The organism is Antiquaquibacter soli (assembly GCF_030580675.1).
Lineage (GTDB): Bacteria > Actinomycetota > Actinomycetes > Actinomycetales > Microbacteriaceae > Rhodoglobus > Rhodoglobus soli.
Window position 1 is genome coordinate 84800 of the sequence record NZ_JAUQUB010000001.1, and the last position, 20327, is coordinate 105126.

Annotated in this window: 19 protein-coding genes; 9 read left to right on the plus strand and 10 right to left on the minus strand. The window is 71.1% G+C overall.

Going from position 1 to position 20327, the window contains the following annotated elements:
• Positions 1 to 26: 26 nt before the first annotated feature.
• From Q5716_RS00380 to Q5716_RS00410, 7 genes are all read right to left on the minus strand, one after another.
• The gene (locus Q5716_RS00380; protein ID WP_305001107.1) at positions 27 to 1100 is read right to left on the minus strand and encodes a hypothetical protein; all 1074 of its coding nucleotides are present in this window, start codon (positions 1098 to 1100) and stop codon (positions 27 to 29) included.
• Positions 1097 to 2245 carry a sensor histidine kinase gene (locus Q5716_RS00385; RefSeq protein ID WP_305001108.1) on the minus strand — a complete coding sequence of 383 codons (1149 nt, stop codon included), beginning with the start codon at positions 2243 to 2245 and terminating at the stop codon, positions 1097 to 1099. Before Q5716_RS00385 ends, Q5716_RS00380 begins: the two co-directional genes overlap by 4 nt.
• A gap of 125 nt (positions 2246 to 2370) precedes the next feature.
• Entirely contained in the window at positions 2371 to 3603 is a 1233-nt protein-coding gene (locus Q5716_RS00390; RefSeq protein WP_305001109.1) for an alpha-hydroxy acid oxidase, read from the minus strand.
• On the minus strand, positions 3596 to 4234 hold the full coding sequence (locus Q5716_RS00395; protein WP_305001110.1) for a GntR family transcriptional regulator: 639 nt from the start codon (positions 4232 to 4234) through the stop codon (positions 3596 to 3598). Before Q5716_RS00395 ends, Q5716_RS00390 begins: the two co-directional genes overlap by 8 nt.
• Positions 4235 to 4512: 278 nt before the next feature.
• Entirely contained in the window at positions 4513 to 5277 is a 765-nt protein-coding gene (locus tag Q5716_RS00400) for an IclR family transcriptional regulator (protein ID WP_305001111.1), read from the minus strand.
• Complete coding sequence (locus Q5716_RS00405; RefSeq protein ID WP_305001112.1) at positions 5274 to 6293, minus strand: zinc-dependent alcohol dehydrogenase; 1020 nt, start codon at positions 6291 to 6293, stop codon at positions 5274 to 5276. Before Q5716_RS00405 ends, Q5716_RS00400 begins: the two co-directional genes overlap by 4 nt.
• 1 nt (position 6294) lies before the next feature.
• The gene (locus Q5716_RS00410; protein WP_305001113.1) at positions 6295 to 7146 is read right to left on the minus strand and encodes a fumarylacetoacetate hydrolase family protein; all 852 of its coding nucleotides are present in this window, start codon (positions 7144 to 7146) and stop codon (positions 6295 to 6297) included.
• A 125-nt stretch (positions 7147 to 7271) separates the two neighbouring features.
• On the opposite strand from Q5716_RS00410, the gene Q5716_RS00415 reads away from it, so the two are divergent.
• The 4 genes from Q5716_RS00415 to Q5716_RS00430 are packed head-to-tail and all read left to right on the plus strand — an operon-like array spanning position 7272 to position 13205.
• Positions 7272 to 8993: an IlvD/Edd family dehydratase gene (locus Q5716_RS00415; protein ID WP_305001114.1), complete on the plus strand. Its 1722-nt coding sequence runs from the start codon at positions 7272 to 7274 to the stop codon at positions 8991 to 8993.
• The gene (locus Q5716_RS00420) at positions 8980 to 11814 is read left to right on the plus strand and encodes an FAD-binding and (Fe-S)-binding domain-containing protein (protein WP_305001115.1); all 2835 of its coding nucleotides are present in this window, start codon (positions 8980 to 8982) and stop codon (positions 11812 to 11814) included. The genes Q5716_RS00415 and Q5716_RS00420 overlap by 14 nt, the downstream gene beginning before the upstream one ends.
• Positions 11815 to 12489, plus strand: coding sequence for an SDR family NAD(P)-dependent oxidoreductase (locus Q5716_RS00425; protein ID WP_305001116.1), 675 nt, complete (start codon positions 11815 to 11817; stop codon positions 12487 to 12489).
• A complete protein-coding gene (locus Q5716_RS00430) occupies positions 12489 to 13205 on the plus strand; it encodes an SDR family NAD(P)-dependent oxidoreductase (RefSeq protein WP_305001117.1) in 717 nt (238 codons plus the stop codon). The genes Q5716_RS00425 and Q5716_RS00430 overlap by 1 nt, the downstream gene beginning before the upstream one ends.
• A gap of 110 nt (positions 13206 to 13315) precedes the next feature.
• Here Q5716_RS00430 and Q5716_RS00435 read toward each other — a convergent pair whose 3' ends face one another.
• From Q5716_RS00435 to Q5716_RS00445, 3 genes are read right to left on the minus strand one after another with little or no spacing between them, the layout of a single operon-like run.
• A complete protein-coding gene (locus Q5716_RS00435; protein WP_305001118.1) occupies positions 13316 to 14710 on the minus strand; it encodes a rhamnulokinase in 1395 nt (464 codons plus the stop codon).
• On the minus strand, positions 14707 to 16743 hold the full coding sequence (locus Q5716_RS00440; RefSeq protein WP_305001119.1) for a bifunctional aldolase/short-chain dehydrogenase: 2037 nt from the start codon (positions 16741 to 16743) through the stop codon (positions 14707 to 14709). The genes Q5716_RS00435 and Q5716_RS00440 overlap by 4 nt, the downstream gene beginning before the upstream one ends.
• 49 nt (positions 16744 to 16792) lie before the next feature.
• Positions 16793 to 17542, minus strand: a complete 750-nt coding sequence (locus Q5716_RS00445) for a DeoR/GlpR family DNA-binding transcription regulator (RefSeq protein WP_305001120.1) — start codon at positions 17540 to 17542, stop codon at positions 16793 to 16795.
• Between the two features lie 188 nt (positions 17543 to 17730).
• Here Q5716_RS00445 and Q5716_RS00450 point away from each other — a divergent pair, with 188 nt between their 5' ends.
• The 5 genes from Q5716_RS00450 to Q5716_RS00470 are packed head-to-tail and all read left to right on the plus strand — an operon-like array spanning position 17731 to position 20324.
• A complete protein-coding gene (locus Q5716_RS00450) occupies positions 17731 to 18060 on the plus strand; it encodes a PadR family transcriptional regulator (RefSeq protein WP_305001121.1) in 330 nt (109 codons plus the stop codon).
• A gap of 1 nt (position 18061) precedes the next feature.
• Positions 18062 to 18421, plus strand: a complete 360-nt coding sequence (locus Q5716_RS00455; protein WP_305001122.1) for a DUF1048 domain-containing protein — start codon at positions 18062 to 18064, stop codon at positions 18419 to 18421.
• 2 nt (positions 18422 to 18423) lie between these two features.
• Complete coding sequence (locus Q5716_RS00460; RefSeq protein ID WP_305001123.1) at positions 18424 to 18780, plus strand: DUF1048 domain-containing protein; 357 nt, start codon at positions 18424 to 18426, stop codon at positions 18778 to 18780.
• Positions 18777 to 19547, plus strand: a complete 771-nt coding sequence (locus Q5716_RS00465) for an ABC transporter ATP-binding protein (protein ID WP_305001124.1) — start codon at positions 18777 to 18779, stop codon at positions 19545 to 19547. Before Q5716_RS00460 ends, Q5716_RS00465 begins: the two co-directional genes overlap by 4 nt.
• Positions 19548 to 19550: 3 nt before the next feature.
• Positions 19551 to 20324 (plus strand): ABC transporter permease, encoded by a 774-nt coding sequence (locus Q5716_RS00470; protein WP_305001125.1) that lies wholly within the window; start codon positions 19551 to 19553, stop codon positions 20322 to 20324.
• Positions 20325 to 20327 lie beyond the last annotated feature (3 nt).

Sequence of the window (20327 nt, forward strand, 5' to 3'; positions counted from 1 at the left end):
ACCCGTTCGTGCGGTAGCGCCGGCCCCTACCGCGCGAGCTGCGCCACGATCGACACCGCCGTCGGCGTGATGTCGACGCGCGCCCGCGCGAACGCCGCGCCGAGCACGGCCCGGTAGGCGGGGGCCCGGAGACCCGAGGTGTCGAGCGCGGCGGAGAGCTCGATCGTGGCGGGCGGCCCGGGACGGGCCACGGCGCCCACGCTGTTCTCGATGAGCGAGTCATCCGCTCGCAGTTCCGCGATGATCGCGCCGAGCGCGCGACGCTGGTCGGCGGTGAGCGAATCGACGATGGTGCGGTCGCCCTCGAAGCGGTCCACCGCGTCGGAGAGCCACGAGCGGGAGGCATCCCGCAGCATCTGCTGGCGCAACCCCGCCGCGAGGCCGCGAGCGCGGGCCGCGTCGACGGGCGTGAGACTGTCCGCCTCGAGGAGGGACTCGAGGAAGGGGCCGACTCGGTAGTCGACGAAGTCCTGCCGCACGCGCTGCACCTCGACCGCGGCGGCGAGGTCCGATGGGGGGACCAGCTGGTGGTCGCGCTGCCACCGCGACAGTCGCGTGACGAGCACGCGGGAGAAGCCCGCGGTGCCGGCGCCGATGGCGACGATCGGGGTGACCGCGCGGGTCACCTGCTGCGCGGCGTCCGCCGGCGCGAGAGCGCCGAGGTGCAGGAACGTAATGATGCCCACCCCGACCGCGACGACGAACGAGACGATGAGCACCTCGCGGTAGGGCCGGAACGACCCGCTGAGGAACAGGATGATCGCGATGCAGACGGGCGCCCACGTGCCGGCCTGCGCGACCCCGTCGGGCCGGCTCGCGGCATCGAGCGCGGCGGCGAGGAGCAGTGTCGCGAAGACGAGCGCGTGCCGCACCGGACCGAACGGGAAGTACTGCGGGTCGGCGGCGATGATCGCCTGGATGAGGGCGCCCGTGAACACGATGAGCGCGGCGGACTGCAACGCGGCGGAGGAGATGTCGCCCTGATGGGCCCACAGCATCAGGGCGGCGACGACCGCGGTGACCACGCACGTCGCGAGCAGGAAGTACCGCGCGGTGAGCCCGCCGAGCGGGTCGAGCGTCTGAGGGGTCGGCCGGCTCACGAGTCGCCCCCCTCGCCGAGCGGTACGGTGAGCAGCACCGAGGTGCCAGCGTCCGGGCTCGAGAGGATGCGGGCGGTGCCGCCGACCGCCTCGAGCGACCCGCGGATCGACTCGCGGAAGCCGAAGCGGTCCGCGGGGATGTCGGCCTCCGAGAAGCCGACGCCCTCGTCGACGACGGTGGCGACGACAGATGCCCCGCTCGCGATCAGCGAGAGCTCGGCCGACTCGACCCCGGCATGCTTGCGCACGTTCACGAGGGCCTGATCGATCGCCTGCAGGAGGGCGGCCCGCGGCGCCGCGTCCAGTGAGTCGAGCACCCCGGTCTCGCCCGTGACCTCCACGTGCAGGCCGAGCGCGCGCTCCCGCTCGAGCACCGCGTCGAGCGCGCGGCTCGGCCTCGACACGTACGACTCGGCGTCATCGGGGCCGCGCACCGCCGCCAGGCTCTCGCGGATGCTCGCCCTCGCCGACTCGGACAGCGGCCCGGGCGGGCTCATCCCGAGGGCGACGAGGTCGCTCAGCACGGTGTCGTGGACGAGGGCTCGGGAGCGCAGCTCGAAGGCCCGGCGCTGCGAGGCGGCGAGGTCGGCGCGAGCCGCGGCATCCAGCCGGTCGGCGGCGGAGCGCCCGCGACGGCGGGTCTCGTTGAGGAAGCCGTAGTACACCGCGACCACGAGCGCGATGAGGGCGGGGGCGAGCTCGACCGCGTGACCGGGAGCGAGGGCGGTGAGCACTGCCTGGCCGACGAGGTAGGCGACGATCGTCCCGGCGGCGCCCGTCCAGCGATCGGCGATGCCGCCGAGCGCCGTGATGCCGACGAGCGCGGCGACCTTCGGGAACCACGTGGCCTCGTTCACGGAGAGGCCGAGCCCGAGCATCCCGACCGCGACGCCGCCGACCGCGATGACGGCGGCTCCGAACCACACCGCGAACCCTCGCCACACGCGCACGACGACGAGGAGGCCGATGAGGACGGCCGTTGCGGTCAGTCCGAGGACGGGGGCGGCGAGCCCCCCGAGTACGGCATTCGTCACGAGGGTCGAGGCTCCGCCGACCAGGAACACGACCGCGACCCAGAACGACGCGACCGCGAGACCGAATCGTGTCGTCGCGGCGGCCTCCTCGGCCGGGTACACCCAGGTCACGTGCCCACGTTATCGAAGCGCGGGCCGCGACGGCGAGACTCGCGCGGCGCCCCACCACGAGCGCCGCGCGAGTGCCCTGCTCCCGGCGCTCGAGGCCCCACCACGAGCCTCGAGCGCCGAGCCCGTCAACCCCTCGGGATGAGGCGCTGAAGCTGCGTGACGTGCTTCGGCTCGAGCTCCTCGACGGAGGAGACCTCGAGGAGCTTCATCGTGCGCACGATCTGGTCGGACAGGATCTGGATGGTGCGGTCGACTCCCGCGCGCCCGCCGGCCATGAGGCCGTAGAGGTACGCCCGGCCGATGAGGGTGAACTTCGCGCCGAGAGCGAGGGACGCCACGATGTCGGCACCGTTCATGATGCCCGTGTCGACCCACACCTCCGTGTCCTTGCCGACCTCCTTGACAACCTGCGGGAGCAGGTGGAACGGGATCGGCGCGCGGTCGAGCTGGCGTCCGCCGTGGTTGGAGAGCAGGATGCCGTCGACCCCGAGATCGGCGAGCCGCTTCGAGTCCTCGACGTTCTGAACCCCCTTGATGACGATCTTGCCGGGCCACATGCCGCGGATGACGCCCAAGTCGTCGAAGTTGATCGACGGGTCCATCGCCGAGTCGAGCAGTTCACCGACCGTGCCGCCGGTCGACGACAGCGACGCGAACTCGAGCTTCGGCGTCGTCAGGAAGTCGAACCACCACCACGGCCTCGGGATCGCGTTGATGATCGTGCCGGCGGTGAGCTGCGGCGGGATCGAGAATCCGTTGCGCTTGTCGCGCAGTCGCGCTCCCGCGACGGGGGTGTCGACCGTGAACATGAGCGTGTCGAAGCCCGCGGCGGCGGCCCGCTCGACGAGCCCGTAGGAGATCTCGCGCTGCCGCATCACGTACAGCTGGAACCAGTTGCGCCCGGTCGGGTTGGCCGCCTTGACGTCTTCGATGCTCGTCGTGCCGAGCGTCGACAGGGTGAACGGGATGCCCGCCGCCCCCGCCGCCCCGGCCCCGGCGATCTCGCCCTCGGTCTGCATGAGCCGCGTGAACCCCGTCGGCGCGATGCCGAAGGGGAGCGCGGAAGTGCCGCCGAGCACGGTCGTCGTGGTGTCGACGGTCGAGACATCCCGCAGGATCGACGGGTGGAACTCGATGTCCTCGAACGCCTGGCGGGCGCGGGCGAGCGAGAGCTCTCCCTCGGCGGCTCCGTCGGTGTAGTCGAACGCCGCCTTCGGCGTGCGGCGCTTCGCGATGTCCTTGAGGTCGTAGATCGTGAGGGCGGCATCCAGCCGGCGCTTCTTCGCGTTGAGCGTCGGCTTCTTGAACTTCATGAGTTCGAAGAGCTCGACGGGGTTCGGGAGCCGTCGCTTAACCATGGTGTCCTTCGAGGTGGGAGAGGAGGGCGTCGCGCGCCCCGGCGATGTGGGATCGGGTGAGGGCTGCCGCGGCATCGGCATCGCCCGCGGTGATGGCGTCGAGGATGCGCTGGTGCTGGGCGGCGACCTCGGCGGACGTGAGCAGCTGCGCGGCCTGCACCTGCCCGATGCACAGCTCGACCTCGCCCATGAGGAGGTCGTGCAGCCGCGCGAGGCGCGGACTCGGCTGCCCGGCGACAAGGGCGCGGTGGAAGCGGATGTCGGCGTCGGCGAAGTCGTGGGTGGCGGCGAGCTCGCGGTGGGCGGCGAGGGCTTCCGCGGGGATCGTGCCGGAGGTCGCGAGCGCGGCCATCGCGGCGGACTCGAGCACGGCGCGGTTGTCGAAGAGGTCGGCGACGTCGTCGCGGGTGAGCTCGGGAACGCGGGCGGCCCGGTGGGCCTCGCGCCGCAGAAGACCGTCGGCGACGAGTCGCTCGATGGCGATCTTCGCGGTGGGCCGGGCGACCCCGAAGCGCACGGCGACCGCCGACTCGGTGAGCGTCTCGCCCGGCGCGATGGACTGGCTCAGGATGCTCGCCCGCAACTCGTCGGCGATGGCGTCGGGGAGCACGACGGGGGTGTCGAGGGACACGGGTACTCCTTCCGCGCTGAGGGGATTGCTAGACAATATAGCAGATTGTCTAACAATCGAGTAGGGAGTCGCCGCCGCCTCTTCTTCCCGCCAAGCCCGCCTCCTTCCGAAAAGACGGAGATCGCCCCTCCCCGGTGGCTCGTTCCGCCGCGCATCCCTCCGCACTGCGGGAACTCCGTCTTTTCGGAAGGGGATTCGAGGGTTACGGGGGATGCGGGGGATGCGGGGCGCGGGCGGGATGCGGGGGGCCGGGGCGCGGGCGGATGCGGAGGTGCGCGCTAGCCCAGGTGCCGCGCGACCGCCGCGCGGATGAGCGGCACGTCCGCGACGAGCGAGTCGAGCCCGCGGCGGTACGCGAGCGCGCTCACCGAGATCGCGCCCCGGTGCCCGGCGGGGGATGTCACGGCGAGCGCCACGCAGTTGACGCCGAGCTCGTTCTCCTGGTCGTCCAGGCCGAAGCCGCGCTCGCGGGAGAGCGAGATCTCGTCGAGGAGCGCCGCGCGGTCGGTGATGGTGTGGTCGGTGAAGGCGGCGAGCGGCTCGCTGCCGAGCACGGCATCGAGGTCGGCGGTCGTGCGCACGAAGTCGCTCAGCAGGAGCTTGCCGACCGCGGTGGAGTAGGCGGGGTTGCGTCCGCCGATCGTCGAGGTGAGCCGCACGGCGCCCGACGGCGGGTCCACCTTCGCGCGGTACACGACGTGCGCGCCGTCGAGCACCGCGTAGTGGGCGGTCTCGCCGAAGACCTCCGCGAGCTCGCGCAGGAGGGGTTCGATGCGCGCGGTCTCGGGACGGGCATCCTGGAACCGGAAGGCCAACCTCAGGAACTCGTCGCCGAGCTCGTAGACGCCCCGGGCGGTCTGGTGGGCGAGTCCGGCCTTGCGCAGCGAGGCGAGCGCCCGGTGCACCGTCGGCTTCGACCCGTGCACGCGGCGCGCGAGCTCGTCGAGCGAGATGCCCTCGGGATGCTCGGCGAGCTCGGTCAGCACGGCGAGCACTCGCTCCGACCCGACGAGCCGCTCGGGGTCGCCCGCCGTCGCGCTCACGGCAGCCTCGGATCGACGTGCACCTTGGGGCCGGGGCCGGCATCCGCGCCGCGCTCGCCGGCGAGTCGGGATGCGACGTCCCCGAGCCCGACGACCTCGGCCACGATCGCCTCGGGCCGAACCGCGCCGGTCGCGTAGCCGTCGATCGCCCCGGGCAGGCCGGGGGAGGCGGAGAGGATGCCTACGGCCGTGACGTCCTTGAGGGCGAGGTCCCGGGTGTCGACGTGGCTGGGGGTGCCCGAGAGCCCGATGTACACGACCCGGCCGCCGGGGTCGACGAGCTGGGCGGCGAGGTGCGGCGCGCGGGCATCGGATGTCGCGTCGATGACGGCGTCGTAGTGCACGCCCTCGAGCGAGCCGAGCGAATCGATGGTGCGCGTGACGGGCACGCCGAGCGATTCGGCGAGCTCGAGCGACTCCGGTCGCACCCCCGCGACCTCGACCTCGAAGCCGCGCGCGAGGGCGAACTGGGCGGCGAGAAGGCCGATCGTCCCCGAGCCGAGCACGAGCAGCCGACCTCCCTCGCCGGCAGCCATCACGGCGCGCAGCGAGTTGCCGCCCGGCTCGACGAGGGCGGCGGCCGTCACGGACACCGAGTCGGGGATCGCGTGGGCGAAGCGCTGCGGGATGAGCATCCGCTCGGCGAGCGCTCCCGGCCAGCCGTCCTGGATGCCCACCTCGAAGCGGTCGGGGCACACGTGGTGCTTCCCCGCGAGGCAGAACCGGCAGTGCCCGCAGCCGAGCATGGTGTCGCCGGTGATGCGGCGACCGAGCCAGGACTCGTCCGTTCCGGCGCCGAGGCCGACGACCGTTCCGGTCCATTCGTGCCCGAGACGGATCGGGAAGTGCGTGAGGCCCTGCTCGAGGTAGGCCATCTCGCCCGTGTAGAACTCGACGTCGGTACCGCAGATGCCGACGCGCTCGACCTCGACGAGGAGGTCGCCGTCGCCGGGCTCCGGCTCGGGGACCTCCTGCACGGAGGCCTCCCGCGGTGCCGTGACGACGAACGCGCGCACGTCAGCCGCCGTAGGGGAGCACGCGCTGGCGCTGCGAGCCGAGCTTCTGGATGCCGAGCTCGAGCACCTCGCCGCCGTGCAGGTACTGGGGCGGGTTCATGCCCATGCCCACTCCCGGGGGCGTGCCCGTGTTGATGAGGTCGCCCGGCTCGAGGGCCATGAACTGGCTGAGGTAATGGACGATGAAGGCGGGGCTGAAGACCATGGTGGCGGTCGACCCGGTCTGGCGGCGAACGCCGTCGACGTCGAGGAACATGTCGAGGGCGAGCACGTCGCCGACCTCGTCGGGGGTGACGAGCCAGGGGCCGGCCGGGTTGAACGTCGGAGCCGACTTGCCCTTCGACCACTGCCCCTTGCGCTCGATCTGCCACTCGCGCTCGCTGAGGTCGTTGGTGACGACGTAGCCGGCGATGGCGGCCTCGGCGGCGGCTTCGTCGGCCAGGTAGCTCGCGGGCGAGCCGATGACGATGCCGAGCTCGACCTCCCAGTCGGTCTTGACGGAGCCCTTCGGCACGATCACGTCGTCGTTCGGGCCCTGCAGGGTGTTCGGCGACTTGGTGAAGAGAATGGGCTCGCTCGGCACCTCCATGCCGCTCTCGGCGGCGTGGTCGGAGTAGTTGAGCCCGATGCAGAGGATCTGGTGGGGTCGCGCGAACGGCGCTCCGATGCGCTGGTCGCCGATCGGCTGCGGCGTGCGGCCGGCGACGATCGCGGGGAGCTCGGCGATGCGGCCCGAGGCGAAGAAGGCCCCGTCGAAGTCGGGAACGACGTCCGAGACATCCACGTAGGTGTCGTCGTCGACGAGAACGGCGGGCTTCTCGGAACCGATCGGTCCCAGGCGGATCAGGCGCATGTGTGTCTTTCGGTTCGCGGGTTGCGGTGACCGCAATCGGATGCCGCGGTCGGCCCGATTGTGCCATAATTCAGAATATCAGCACAACGTTTCAATAGTTGGAATTATTAGGCGAGAGGGCGATCATGGTCGATCACCTGCGCAGCGCGGACTGGTATGCCGGCAGCGACCGCAACGCGTACATCCACCGTGCCTGGATGCGACGCGGCACCCCCGACTCGGCCCTCGACGGCTCTCGCCCGCAGATCGCTATCGCGAACACGGCGAGCGACCTCACCCCGTGCAACAAGCACCTCGACCAGGTGGCCGAATCGGTCAAGGCCGGCATCTGGGAGGCCGGCGGGGTTCCCCTCAACCTTCCCGTCGTCTCGATCGGCGAGACCCAGGTCAAGCCGACCGCGATGCTCTGGCGCAACATGGCCGCGATGGCGATCGAGGAGATGCTGCGCGCCAACCCGATCGACGGCGTCGTGCTCCTCGGCGGTTGCGACAAGACCATCCCCGCCCTGCTCATGGCGGCGGCCTCCGTCGACCTCCCCGCGGTCGTGGTTCCCGGGGGGCCCATGCTCACCGGTCACTTCCGCGGCGAAGCGCTCGGCTGCGGAACGGATGTCTGGCGCCTCTCCGAGGAGGTGCGGGCCGGCACCATCACCAACGGCCAGTTCCGCGAGTCCGAGGGCTCCATGATCCGCAGCGCCGGGCACTGCAACACGATGGGCACGGCGTCGACGATGGCGGTCGTCGCCGAAGCGCTCGGGATGACCATCCCCGGGTCATCCGGAATCCCCGCTCCCGACGCCCGCCTGCTCTCCGGAGCCCACGCCGCGGGTCGGCTCGCCGTCGACCTGGTCGCCGCGGGCCGGACACCGAGCCAGGTCATGACGCGCGAGAGCTTCCTCAACGCGATCGTCGCCGTCGCCGCCACAGGCGGCTCGACCAACTCGGTCGTGCACCTCCTCGCGATCGCCGGCCGACTCGGGGTCGACCTCTCCCTCGACGACTTCGACGGTGCCGGCTCGCACGTGCCGCTGCTCGTGAACCTGCTGCCCTCGGGCGAGTACCTCATGGACGACCTGTACCGGGCGGGGGGCATCCTCGCGGCGCTCGCCGGAGTGCGCGACCTGCTCTCGCCCGAGCCCATCACGGTCACCGGTCGACCCCTCGTCGAGTACCTCGACGACCGGCCGGTCTACGACGACACGGTCATCCGGCCGCGCGAGACGCCGCTCATGCTCGACGCCGGCATCGCCGTACTGCGAGGCAACCTCGCGCCGAGCGGCGCGATCATCAAGCCGGCCGCCGCCTCGCCCGAGCTCCTCACCCACCGCGGCCGGGCCGTCGTGTTCGAGTCGATCGAAGACTTCCGCGCCCGCATCGACCTGCCCGACCTCGACGTCGACGAGAACTCCGTGCTCGTACTGCGCGGGTGCGGACCGCGGGGCTACCCGGGCATGCCCGAGGTCGGCAACATGCCCCTGCCGGCGAAGCTCCTCGAGCGCGGCGTGCGCGATATGGTGCGGATCTCGGATGCCCGCATGTCGGGCACCGCGTACGGCACCGTCGTGCTCCACGCCGCCCCCGAGGCCGCCGCCGGCGGACCGCTCTCGCTCGTGCGCACCGGCGACTGGATCGAGCTCGACGTGCCGGGCCGCCGCCTCCACCTCGACGTGCCCGACGAGGAGCTCGCCGCCCGCACGCCCAGCGAGGCGAGCGCGGCCGCCTACGCCGCCCCTGCCCGCGGGTGGACGAAGCTCTACGTCGATCACGTCATGCAGGCCGACACGGGCGCCGACCTCGACTTCCTCGTCGGATCGAGCGGGAGCGGGGTGGCGCGTGAGTCGCACTGACATCGCGCCGACCGATGCGCTCGGGGCGAGCATCCGGTCGGCGACCGCCGCGACCGTCTCGACCACCGCGTTCGACCGCGTCACCGCGGCGGTCGACGCGTCGCACTACCTCCTCACGCCGCGCGCCGTCGTCACGCCGAAGTCGGTCGAGGAGGTCGCGGAGCTCTTCTCGTTCGCGACGGTGACGGGGGAGGCGCTCACCTTCCGCTCGGGTGGCACGAGCCTCTCCGGTCAGGCGAGCTCCGGGGGCATCCTCGTCGATACCCGGTCGGAGTTCCGGGGCATCCGCGTGCTCGACGGCGGCGAGCGCGTCGAAGTCGAGCCGGGCGTCACGGTGCGCGCCGTCAACGCGCGGCTGCTGCGGCACAAGCGCAAGCTCGGCCCCGACCCGGCGAGCGAGATCGCCTGCACCATCGGCGGCGTCATCGCCAACAACTCGAGCGGCATGGCGTGCGGCACCGAGCAGAACACCTACCGCACGCTCGAGTCCGCCGTCATCGTGCTGCCGAGCGGAACCGTCGTCGACACCGCGGCACCGGATGCCGACGATGCCCTGCGTGCTCGCGAGCCCGGGCTGTACGACACCCTCCTCGACCTGCGCGAGCGGCTGCTCGCCGATCCGGCGCTGCGCGAGACCGTCGAGCGCCAGTTCTCCATCAAGAACACGATGGGCTACGGCCTCAACTCCCTCGTCGACTTCGAGCGACCCGTCGACATGCTCCTGCATCTGCTCGTCGGCAGTGAGGGCACGCTCGGCTTCGTCGCCCGGGCGACGTTCCGCACGGTACCGCTGCAGCCCGCAGTCGCGACGGCACTGCTCCTCTTCGAATCGCTTCGGGCGGCGACCGACTCCCTCGTCGAGCTCGTCGCGTCCGGCGCGGCGACGATCGAGCTGCTGGATGCCGCGTCCCTGCGCGTCGCCCAGGCCGACCCGTCGTCCGTCGGAGCCCTCCCCGAACTGGAGGTCGTCGACCACGCGGCCCTGCTCGTCGAGTACCAGGCCGCCTCCGTCGTCGAGCTGGATGCCCTCGCCGCCGGTGCGCGCACCCTCTTCGCCCGGCTGCCGGTCGTCGGCACCCCCGAGCTCACCTCGGATGCCCGCATCCGCGCCGCCCTCTGGCACCTGCGCAAGGGGCTCTTCGCCGCGGTCGCGGGGGCGCGGCCGAGCGGCACGACGGCGCTCCTCGAAGACATTGCCGTACCGGTCGCCCGCCTCGCCGACACGTGCGCGGGGCTTCAGGCGCTCTTCGCGACGCACGGCTACGGCGACGCCGTCATCTTCGGCCACGCGAAGGACGGCAACGTCCACTTCCTCCTCAACGAGCGCTTCGACGACCCGGCCTCCCTCCAGCGCTACATCGCCTTCACCGACGACATGGTCGACCTCGTGCTCGCCGCCGGCGGCACCCTCAAGGCCGAGCACGGCACGGGCCGCATCATGGCGCCGTTCGTGCGCCGCCAGTACGGTGACGATCTCTTCGCCATGATGGTCGAGCTCAAGCGGGCCTTCGATCCCGCGGGGATCCTCAGTCCCGGCATCGTCGTGAGCGACGACCCGGGCATCCATCTCCAGCACCTCAAGTCGACGCCGACCGTCGAGGCGGAGGTCGACCGCTGCGTCGAGTGCGGCTACTGCGAGCCGGTGTGCCCGTCGAAGGACCTCACGGTCACGCCGCGGCAGCGGATCGTCGTGCGGCGTGCGATCGCCGACGCCGTTGCCCGCGGCGACCTCGACCTCGCGCGCGAGCTCGAGCGCCAAAGCGCCTACGAGGTCGAGCAGACGTGCGCGGTCGACGGCATGTGCGCGACCGCGTGCCCGGTGTTCATCAACACGGGCGACCTCGTGCGGCGCCTGCGCGCCGAGTCGGTCGCGAAGCCCGTCGCGGCCGCGTGGACGGCGGCGGGCCGGCACTGGGATGCCACGACGCGCCTCGCCTCGACCGCGCTGTCCGTCGTGCCCGCCGTCGCCCCCCTCGTGCCCCTGCCCAATCGCGCGGCGCGCGCCGTGCTCGGGGCGGACACCGTGCCCGAGTGGTCGCGCGACCTGCCGCGCGGTGGGGCGCGGCGCCGGGCCGGTGTCACCGGCGCCCCCGAGATCGTGTACTTCGCCGCGTGCGTCGGCACCATGTTCGGCCCCGCCGAGGGCGGTGAGGGGGTCGCGGTCGCGTTCGAGTCGCTACTCGTCAAGGCCGGTATCGGGGCCGTGCGGCCCGAAGGCGTCGGCGACCTGTGCTGCGGCACACCGTGGAAATCGAAGGGCATCACCGAGGGCTACGCCGAGATGGTCGACCGCACCGTCGCATCGCTCTGGGAGGCCTCGCGCCACGGCGAGCTGCCCGTCGTGTGCGACAACTCGTCGTGCTCGGAGGGGCTCGTGCACGCCCTCGAGAAGGCGGTCGCGTCCGACGACCGGTACTCCGGGCTGCGCATCCTCGACGCGGTCGACTTCGCCGCGGAGCACCTCCTGCCCGTGCTCGACGTGTCGCCCGTCGTGGGGCGGCTGGCCGTGCATCCCACGTGCTCGTCCACGCGCGCCGGGTCCAACCCGCACCTCATGGCCGTCGCCGGCGCCGTCGCGACCGAGGCAGTCGTGCCCGACGACTGGGGCTGCTGCGCCTTCGCCGGTGACCGCGGGATGCTGCATCCCGAGCTCACCGCGAGCGCGACCGCTCGCGAGGCCGAAGCCGTCCGCGCCGGGCACTTCGACGCGCACGCCTCGTGCAACCGCACGTGCGAGATCGGCATGACCCGCGCCACCGGCGCCCCCTACCAGCACGTGCTCGAGCTGCTCGATGCCGCGTCATCCCCGAAGGAGAACTGAATGAGAAGAGCGATCGTCACCGGAGGAGAGTCCGGCCTCGGCGCCGCGACCGTGACCCGGCTGCGCGCGGACGGGGTCGAGGTGATCTCGTTCGACCTCGGCGGCTCGCCGGACTTCGTCGTCGACGTGAGCGACTCCACCGCCGTCAACCTCGCCGTCGCCGAGGTCGGGCCCGTCGACATCCTCGTCAACAGCGCGGGCATCGTCGGGCCGAACAAGCCGCTGTGGGAGGCGACGGATGCCGAGTTCCAGAAGACCTTCGACGTCAACGTCAACGGCACGTTCCACTTGTGCCGGGCCGTCATCCCCACCATGATCGACCGCGGCTGGGGCCGCATCGTCAACATCGCCTCGATGGCGGGCAAGGACGGCAACCCCAACCTCGGCGCCTACTCGGCCACCAAGGCGGCCGTCATCGGCATGACGAAGTCGCTCGGCAAGGAACTCGCCACCACCGGCGTGCTCATCAACGCGATCGCCCCCGCCGTCATCAACACCGAGATGAACGCGACCACCTCGCCGGAGGTGCTCGCCCACATCACGAGCCTCATCCCCATGAAGCGCGTCGGGCAGCCGTCGGAGGTGGCTGCTCTCATCAGCTGGCTGTGCTCCGACGAGCTGAGCTTCTCGACGGGCGCGGTGTACGACATCTCCGGCGGACGGGCGACGTACTGATGACCGACTTCACTGGACTCGTCGCAATCGTCACCGGCGGCGCCTCGGGAATCGGCGCGGCGACCGTGGCACTGCTGAACTCGCGCGGAGCGACCGCGGTCTCCCTCGACCGGGTGGGCGGAGACATCGACTGCGACGTGACGGATGACGCGGCCGTCGCCTCCGCCGTGGAGCAGGTCGTGGCGCAGTACGGGCGCCTCGACATCCTGATCAACAACGCCGGCATCGGCGCCGTCGGCACCATCGAGGACAACGACCTCGACGAGTGGCGCCGCGTGTTCGACGTGAACCTCTACGGCGCGGTGCGGCTCTCGCGCGCGGCGCTGCCGCACCTGCGGCTCTCGCCGTCGGCCGCGATCGTCAACACCGGCTCGATCGTCGCGGGCACCGGCCTCGTCAAGCGCGCCGCGTACTCCGCCTCGAAAGGCGCGGTCGAGTCCCTCACCCGCGCGATGGCCGCCGACCTCATCGCCGACCGGGTGCGCGTCAACGCCGTCTCGCCCGGCACCGCGGACACCCCGTGGGTGCAGCGCCTCCTCGCCCAGGCGGACGACCCGGATGCCGCACTCCAGGCCCTCGTCGCCCGCCAGCCCATCGGCCGCCTCGTCGCCCCCGAGGAGATCGCCCACGCCGTGTGCTACCTCGCGAGCCCGCTCTCCGGCTCGACGACCGGCACCGTGCTGGCCGTCGACGGAGGGGTGCACTCCCTGCGGTGAGGCTAGCGCGCCGCGCCGCGCCGCCGCCGCGCGGCGCGCGAGTGTGAGGTTGTGGCGGGTCATCCCGGTGCCGCACCCGCAACACCGTCACACTCGGCGTCGGCACCCGGCTAGCGGGGCAGGTACCGCCGCGGGGAGAACGCCGCCGCCACGAGCGAGCGCAGCGACTCGAGCGACCCCGACGCGAGGCCGAGCGCTCGCGCCTGGACGAGCACGTTGCCGATCGCGGTCGCCTCGACGGGCCCGGCGAGCACGGGCAGTCCGGAGCGGTCGGCGGTGAGCTGGCACAGGAGCTCGTTCTGGGAACCGCCGCCCACGAGGTGGATGACCGAGACATCCTTGCCGCTCAGCTCCGAGGCGGTGCGCACGGCGTCCGCGAAGGCGACCGCCAGGCTCTCGACGATGGAGCGCACCATCTCGACCTCGCTCGCGGGCGGCTGGATGCCCCGTTCCCGGAACCACGTCGCGATGCGGTCGGGCATGTCGCCCGGCGCGAGGAACGCGGGGTCGTTCGCGTCGAACACCGGCACGCTCCCGGAGACGGATGCCGCGGCCGCGAGCAGCTCGGGCAGGTCGTCCCGACCCCACGCGCGCAGCGACTCCGACAGCAGCCACAGCCCCATGACGTTGTGCAGGAACCGCACGCGGCCGTCGACGCCGCCCTCGTTGGTGAAGTTCGCCGCGCGGCTCGCCTCGGTGAGCACCGGATGCTCGAGCTCGACGCCCACGAGCCCCCAGGTCCCGCACGAGATGTAGGCGAAGTCGTCGGTTGCCGCGGGCACGGCCACCACGGCCGAGGCGGTGTCGTGCGACCCGACTGCCGTCACGGAGAGCTCCGCACCGATCTCAAGGGCGACCTCGGGCAGGAGGGGGCCGAGCGAGGTGCCGGGGTCGACGAGCGTGGGGAAGATCGAACGGGGGAGCCCCAGTCGCTCGATGAGTGCGTCATCCCACAGCCCGCTCGTCACCGAGAGCAGTCCGGTCGTCGACGCGTTGGTGCGCTCCGCGAAGGCGCGGCCGGTGAGCCAGTAGCCGAACAGGTCGGGGATGAGCAGGAAGGCGTCCGCGTCGAGCGACTCCTCCGCCGAGAACTGGAAGAGAGTGTTGAACGGCAGGTGCTGCAGCCCGTTCGCGGCGTACAGCTCGGCCGGGGACACCAGCGAGTGCACGCGCTCCACGGCCGCGAGGTTGCGGTCGTCCCGGTAGTGGAACGGCTCGCCGAGCATCCGCCCGTCCTTGATGAGCGCGTAGTCGACCGCCCACGAGTCGACTCCGATGCTGGCGACGGATGGCTCCTCCCGCACGGCCGCGGCGAGCCCGGCCATCACGTGCCCGCGCAGGGCCTCGATGTCCCAGTGCAGCCCGTCGGCGCGGTGCACGGGGCCGTTGGGGAACCGGGCGACGGGCCGCACGCTCAGCTCGTTGTGGCCGACGTGGCCGAGCATCACGCGGCCGCTCGTCGCCCCGAGGTCGACGGCGGCGACGAAGCCCGTGCCGCGGCTCATCGCAGGAACGCCGCCGCGACGCCCGCGTCGACGGGGATGTGGAGCCCGGTCGTGTGCGACAGGTCGGGGCCGGTGAGCACCGAGACGGCGTTGGCGACGTTCTCCGGCAGCACCTCGCGCTTGAGGATGGTGCGCTGCGCGTAGAACTTGCCGAGGTCCTCCTCGGGGATGCCGTACGTCTTCGCGCGGTTCGCGCCCCAGCCGGCGGCGAAGATGCCGGAGCCGCGCACGACGCCGTCGGGGTTGATGCCGTTGACCTTGACGCCGTGCTCGCCGAGCTCGACCGCGAGCAGTCGCACCTGGTGGGCCTGGTCGGCCTTCGTCGCCGAGTAGGCGATGTTGTTGGGGCCGGCGAACACGGAGTTCTTGGAGGAGATGTAGATGACGTCGCCGCCCATGCCCTGCTCGATGAGGATCGGCGCGGTCGCCTTCGAGACGAGGAAGGAGCCCTTCGCCATGATGTCGTGCTGGAAGTCCCAGTCGGCTTCGGTCGTCTCGAGGAGCGGCTTGGAGAGCGACACACCCGCATTGTTGACGACGATGTCGATGCCGCCGAACGCGAGCACCGCATCGTGCACCATCTTCTCGATCGCGGCTGCATCGGTGACGTTGACCTGCAGGCCCACGGCGACGTCGGTGTTCCCGATCTCGGCTGCCGCCTCCTGCGCCTTGGCGAGGTCGAGGTCGGCGATGACGACGCACGCGCCGTCGGCGGCGAGGCGGGTCGCGATGGCCTTGCCGATTCCGGATGCGGCTCCCGTGACGAGGGCCACGCGCGTGGCGTGCGACTTCGGCTTAGGCAGGCGCTGGAGCTTCGCCTCCTCGAGCGCCCAGTACTCGATGCGGAACTTCTCGGCGTCGGAGATCGGCGCGTAGGTGGAGATCGACTCGGCCCCGCGCATCACGTTGATGGCGTTGATGTAGAACTCGCCCGCGACGCGCGCCGTCTGCTTGTTCGCGCCGTAGCTGAACATGCCCACGCCGGGCACGAGCACGATGAGCGGGTCGGCGCCGCGCATGGCCGGCGAGTCGGCTGTGGCGTGCTTCTCGTAGTACTTCGTGTAGTCCTTGCGGTACTCCTCGTGCAGCTGCTTGAGGCGCGCGATGGAGTCCTCGACGGATGCTCCTGCCGGGAGGTCCAGCAGCATCGGCTTGACCTTCGTGCGCAGGAAGTGGTCGGGGCAGCTCGTGCCGAGCGCGGCGAGCTTGGGCGCGTTCGCGGAGGCGAGGAAGTCGAGCACGACCTGGTCGTCGGTGAAGTGCCCGACCATCGGGCGGTCGTGGGAGGCGATGCCGCGAATGGTGGCGGCGAGGGCGGCGGCCTTCGCGCGGCGCTCGGCGACGGGGAGGGCGAGGTTCTTCTTGACCTCCCGGCCGAACGGGTTCTTCTTGCCCTTGGCGGCGATGTAGTCCTCGGCCGTCGTGATGATCCAGAGGCTGTTCTTCTCGGCCTCCTTGCTCGTGTCACCCCATGCGGTGATGCCGTGGCCGCCGAGGATGCAGCCGATCGCGTTCGGGTTCGCCTCCTTGATCGCGGCGATGTCGAGTCCGAGCTGGAAGCCGGGGCGGCGCCACGGCACCCACACGACCTTGTCGCCGAAGATCTTCTTGGTGAGCTTCTCGCCGTCCTTGGCGGTGGCGATCGCGATGCCGGAGTCGGGGTGCAGGTGGTCGACGTGCTTGGCGTTCACGAGGCCGTGCATCGCTGTGTCGATCGAGGGGGCGGCGCCGCCCTTGCCGTGTAGCGCGTAGTCGAACGCGGCGACCATCTCGTCTTCTCGCTCGACGCCGGGGTAGACGTCGACGAGGGCGCGCATCCGATCCATCCGCAGCACGGCGAGGCCGGACTCGGTGAGGGTGCCGAGGTCGCCGCCGGAGCCCTTGACCCACAGCAGCTCGATCTCCTCGCCGGTGACGGGGTCTGTCGCGAGTCCCTTCGCGGACGTGTTGCCGCCCGCGTAGTTGGTGACGCGCGGGTCGGAGCCCAAACGGTTGGAGCGGGCGATGAGGTCTGCGGCGGCGGAGTCAGCCATGGGGGAAGCCTTTGTTAGATTCTGTTAAGTCTTGCAGAATCTAACATCCCTAGAGGATCTCGACAAGGTCGCGGTAGGGGTCGAGACGGTCGTCGCGGGGGTCGAGCTCGGTGACGAGCACATCGATCTCACTCCAGCCGAGGGCGCGCGCGAGCACCTGCTGCCCGAGCTTGGAGGCATCCGCGAGCAGCACGGTCTCGTCGGCGCGGCTCGCGAACGTCGCCTTGACGCTCGCCTCGTCGAGACTCACCTCGCTCATGCCGAACTCGGGATGCACCGCGCTCGCCGACGTGAAGAAGCGCGAGTAGCTCATGCTCGCCGCGACGAGCTCGGCGGTGGGCCCGACGAGACTGCCGGTGCGTTCCTCGAGCTCCCCGCCGACGACGATCGAGCGCACGCCCGGGCGGCGGCGGGCCACCGCGGCGTTGTCGATCGAGTTCGTGGCGACGACGAGGTGCTGAGCGCTCAGGAGCGAGATCAGGGCACCGGAGGTCGTGGAGGCGTCGAAGGCGGCAGCCCCCTCGACGGGCAGCAGCGCGGCGGCCTTCCGGGCGATGGCGGCCTTCGCGGCCGAGCGCGTCGCGGCCCGCTCCCCGAACGCGCGCGGGAGCACCGGGGCGATCGCGCCGCCTCGCACGCGGCGCAGCAGTCCCTCGGCATCCATGTCCTGGATGTCGCGCCGCACGGTCATCACCGACACGTCGAGCTCGGCCGCCGCCGACTCGAGCCGGATCGCGCCGTCGCGCTCGAGGATCTCGAGCAGTCGCGAGCGCCGGTTGGCGGGCAGCGGGGTGGACATGGGTTCAGGGTACGGGGTCGGTGCTCTCCTCGCCGAGTGTGAGGTTGTGGTGGGTAACGGGGTGCCCTCACCCGCCACACCATCACACTCGCAGAACTAGCCACTTGCGCTCGCGGTATTCAGCGTTACTATGTACTAGTAGTCAGTGACGCTGAATACCAGCGACACTCAGTAGTGGAAGGATGCCGATGCCCAAGCAGATCACCGAGATGCTCAAGGGAACCCTGGAGGGCATCGTGCTCGCGATCCTCGCCGGTCGCGCCGCGTACGGGTACGAGATCACGACGTGGCTGCGCGAGCAGGGGTTCTCCGACATCGCCGAGGGCACGATCTATGCGCTCCTCGTGCGCATCGAGCAGCGCGGACTCGTCGACGTCGAGAAGGTGCCCTCCGAGAAGGGGCCTCCGCGCAAGGTGTACTCGCTCAACGCCGCCGGCCGCGAGTACCTCGACGAGTTCTGGAACAACTGGGGCTTCCTCTCCGAGCGACTGGAACAGCTCCGCAAGGAAGGACAGTGACATGTGGATCGAAAAGCTGACAGGCGACCTCGGCGACAAGAAGCGCTACCGCGAGTACAAGCGTCGGGTGAAGGCCCTGCCGACCGGGTACCGGGAAGCGGCTGCCGCCCTCGAGCGGTACGTCATGTACCTCGGCCCGAGCGACGACGGCCCGACGCTCATCGCGATGCTCGACGACCTCGCCGAGCTCATGGAGCGCAGCGCGGCCGACGACCTCGCCATCCGCGATCTCGTGGGGGATGACCCCGTCGAGTTCGCCGAGGCCTTCATGGCCAACTACGGAGGCGGCAGCTGGATCCGTAAGGAGCGCGACCGGCTCGCCGCATCCATCACCGAAGCGATCAAGAAGAAGGGGGAGTGACCATGTGGATCGAGAAGATCACCGGATCGCTCGAGCAGAAGAAGCAGTACAAGCAGTTGCGGGGGCGCCTCGAGGCACTGCCGGAGCCGTACCTCGCGGCGGCGAAGGCCGTCGAGCGGTACCTCACCGTCAACGGCGGCATCGTCGACGGCACCGCGCTCGTCACGATGTTCGGCGACTTCGTCGAACTCTGGGAGCGGGCGGCTGCCGACGGCACTCCCGTGCGGTCCATCGTCGGGGACGACCCGTCGTCGTTCGCGGACGACTTCGCCCGCGCCTACTCCGGCCACCAGTGGGTCGACAAGGAACGCGAGCGACTCGCCCGCGCAATCGACGACGCCGAGGGAGGAGCACGATGACCGCCGCACTCCAGGTCGCCGGCCTGCGCAAGTCGTACGGCGCGCTCGAGGTGCTCACCGGCGTCGACTTCGAGGTCGAGCGCGGCAGCATCTTCGCTCTGCTCGGCTCCAACGGGGCCGGCAAGACGACGGTGGTGCGCATCCTCTCGACCTTGCTTCGACCGGATGCCGGCACTGCCGTCGTCGACGGCCACGACGTCACTGCGCACCCCGCCGCTGTGCGGGAGTCGATCAGCCTCACCGGCCAGTTCGCCGCCGTCGACGAGCGGCTCAGCGGCCGGGAGAACCTCGAGCTCATCGCTCGGCTGCGCCACCAGAAGGATCCGCGGCAGATCGCCGACGCACTCCTCGAGCGCTTCTCGCTCACCGAGGCGGGCGGTCGCAAGGCCGCCACCTACTCGGGCGGGATGCGGCGGCGCCTCGACATCGCCATGAGCCTCATCGGCGATCCGAAGGTGGTCTTCCTCGACGAGCCGACGACGGGTCTCGACCCGCAGGCGCGCGTGGAGGTGTGGGATGCCGTGCGCGAGCTCGCGGCGAACGGCACGACCGTGCTCCTGACGACGCAGTACCTCGAGGAGGCCGAGCAGCTCGCCGACCGAATCGCCATCCTCCACCGGGGGCGCATCATCGCGAACGGCACCCTCGCGGAGCTCAAGACACTGCTGCCCGCGGCGACCGTCGAGTACGTCGAGAAGCAGCCCACCCTCGAGGAGGTGTTCTTCGCGATCGTCGGGGAGGACGCCCCCGTGACCCAGGAGGCCTGACCCATGACCACGCACGCTCTCGGCGACACCGCCGTTCTCACCCGCCGCTCGCTCACCCACATCCTGCGCAGCCCCGACACGATCATCACGACCGCGATCATGCCGATCGCGTTCCTGCTGCTGTTCGTGTTCGTGTTCGGCGGCGCCATCGACACCGGGGCGGGAGTCGGTGAGGGCAACTATGCGACGTACCTGCTGCCGGGCATCCTGCTCATCACGGTCGCGTCGGGGGTCGCCTACACGTCGTACCGGCTCTTCCTCGATCTGCAGGGCGGCATCGTCGAGCGGTTCCAGTCCATGCCGATCGCCCGGTCGTCGGTGCTGTGGGCGCATGTGCTCACCTCGCTCGTCGCGAACCTCGTCTCGCTCGTGCTCGTCGTCGGCATCGCCCTCGCCATCGGGTTCCGGTCGGGAGCGGGCGTCGGGGCGTGGCTCGCGGTGACGGGCATCCTCGTGCTCTTCACGCTCGCGCTCACCTGGCTCGCGGTGCTCGCGGGACTCACGGCGAAGTCGGTCGACGGGGCGAGCGCGTTCAGCTACCCGCTCATCTTCCTGCCGTTCCTGTCGTCGGCCTTCGTGCCGACCGAGTCGATGCCGGGACCGGTGCGGTGGTTCGCCGAGAATCAGCCGGTGACGTCGATCGTCAACTCCATCCGAGCGCTCCTGGAGCAGCGGCCGGTGGGCGCGGAGCTGTGGATCGCGCTCGCGTGGTGCACGGGCATCCTCGTCGTCGCCGCCGCGCTCGCGATCACCGTCTACCGGCGCCGGATGCGCTGAGCC

Coding starts and splice junctions, on each gene's coding strand:
- Q5716_RS00425 (WP_305001116.1), top strand. CDS start 11,815: ATGAGAAGAGCGATCGTCACCGGAGGAGAGTCCGGCCTCGGCGCCGCG.
- Q5716_RS00445 (WP_305001120.1), bottom strand. CDS start 17,542: ATGTCCACCCCGCTGCCCGCCAACCGGCGCTCGCGACTGCTCGAGATC.
- Q5716_RS00410 (WP_305001113.1), bottom strand. CDS start 7,146: ATGCGCCTGATCCGCCTGGGACCGATCGGTTCCGAGAAGCCCGCCGTT.
- Q5716_RS00455 (WP_305001122.1), top strand. CDS start 18,062: ATGTGGATCGAAAAGCTGACAGGCGACCTCGGCGACAAGAAGCGCTAC.
- Q5716_RS00470 (WP_305001125.1), top strand. CDS start 19,551: ATGACCACGCACGCTCTCGGCGACACCGCCGTTCTCACCCGCCGCTCG.
- Q5716_RS00430 (WP_305001117.1), top strand. CDS start 12,489: ATGACCGACTTCACTGGACTCGTCGCAATCGTCACCGGCGGCGCCTCG.
- Q5716_RS00440 (WP_305001119.1), bottom strand. CDS start 16,743: ATGGCTGACTCCGCCGCCGCAGACCTCATCGCCCGCTCCAACCGTTTG.
- Q5716_RS00390 (WP_305001109.1), bottom strand. CDS start 3,603: ATGGTTAAGCGACGGCTCCCGAACCCCGTCGAGCTCTTCGAACTCATG.
- Q5716_RS00450 (WP_305001121.1), top strand. CDS start 17,731: ATGCCCAAGCAGATCACCGAGATGCTCAAGGGAACCCTGGAGGGCATC.
- Q5716_RS00465 (WP_305001124.1), top strand. CDS start 18,777: ATGACCGCCGCACTCCAGGTCGCCGGCCTGCGCAAGTCGTACGGCGCG.
- Q5716_RS00415 (WP_305001114.1), top strand. CDS start 7,272: ATGGTCGATCACCTGCGCAGCGCGGACTGGTATGCCGGCAGCGACCGC.
- Q5716_RS00460 (WP_305001123.1), top strand. CDS start 18,424: ATGTGGATCGAGAAGATCACCGGATCGCTCGAGCAGAAGAAGCAGTAC.
- Q5716_RS00435 (WP_305001118.1), bottom strand. CDS start 14,710: ATGAGCCGCGGCACGGGCTTCGTCGCCGCCGTCGACCTCGGGGCGACG.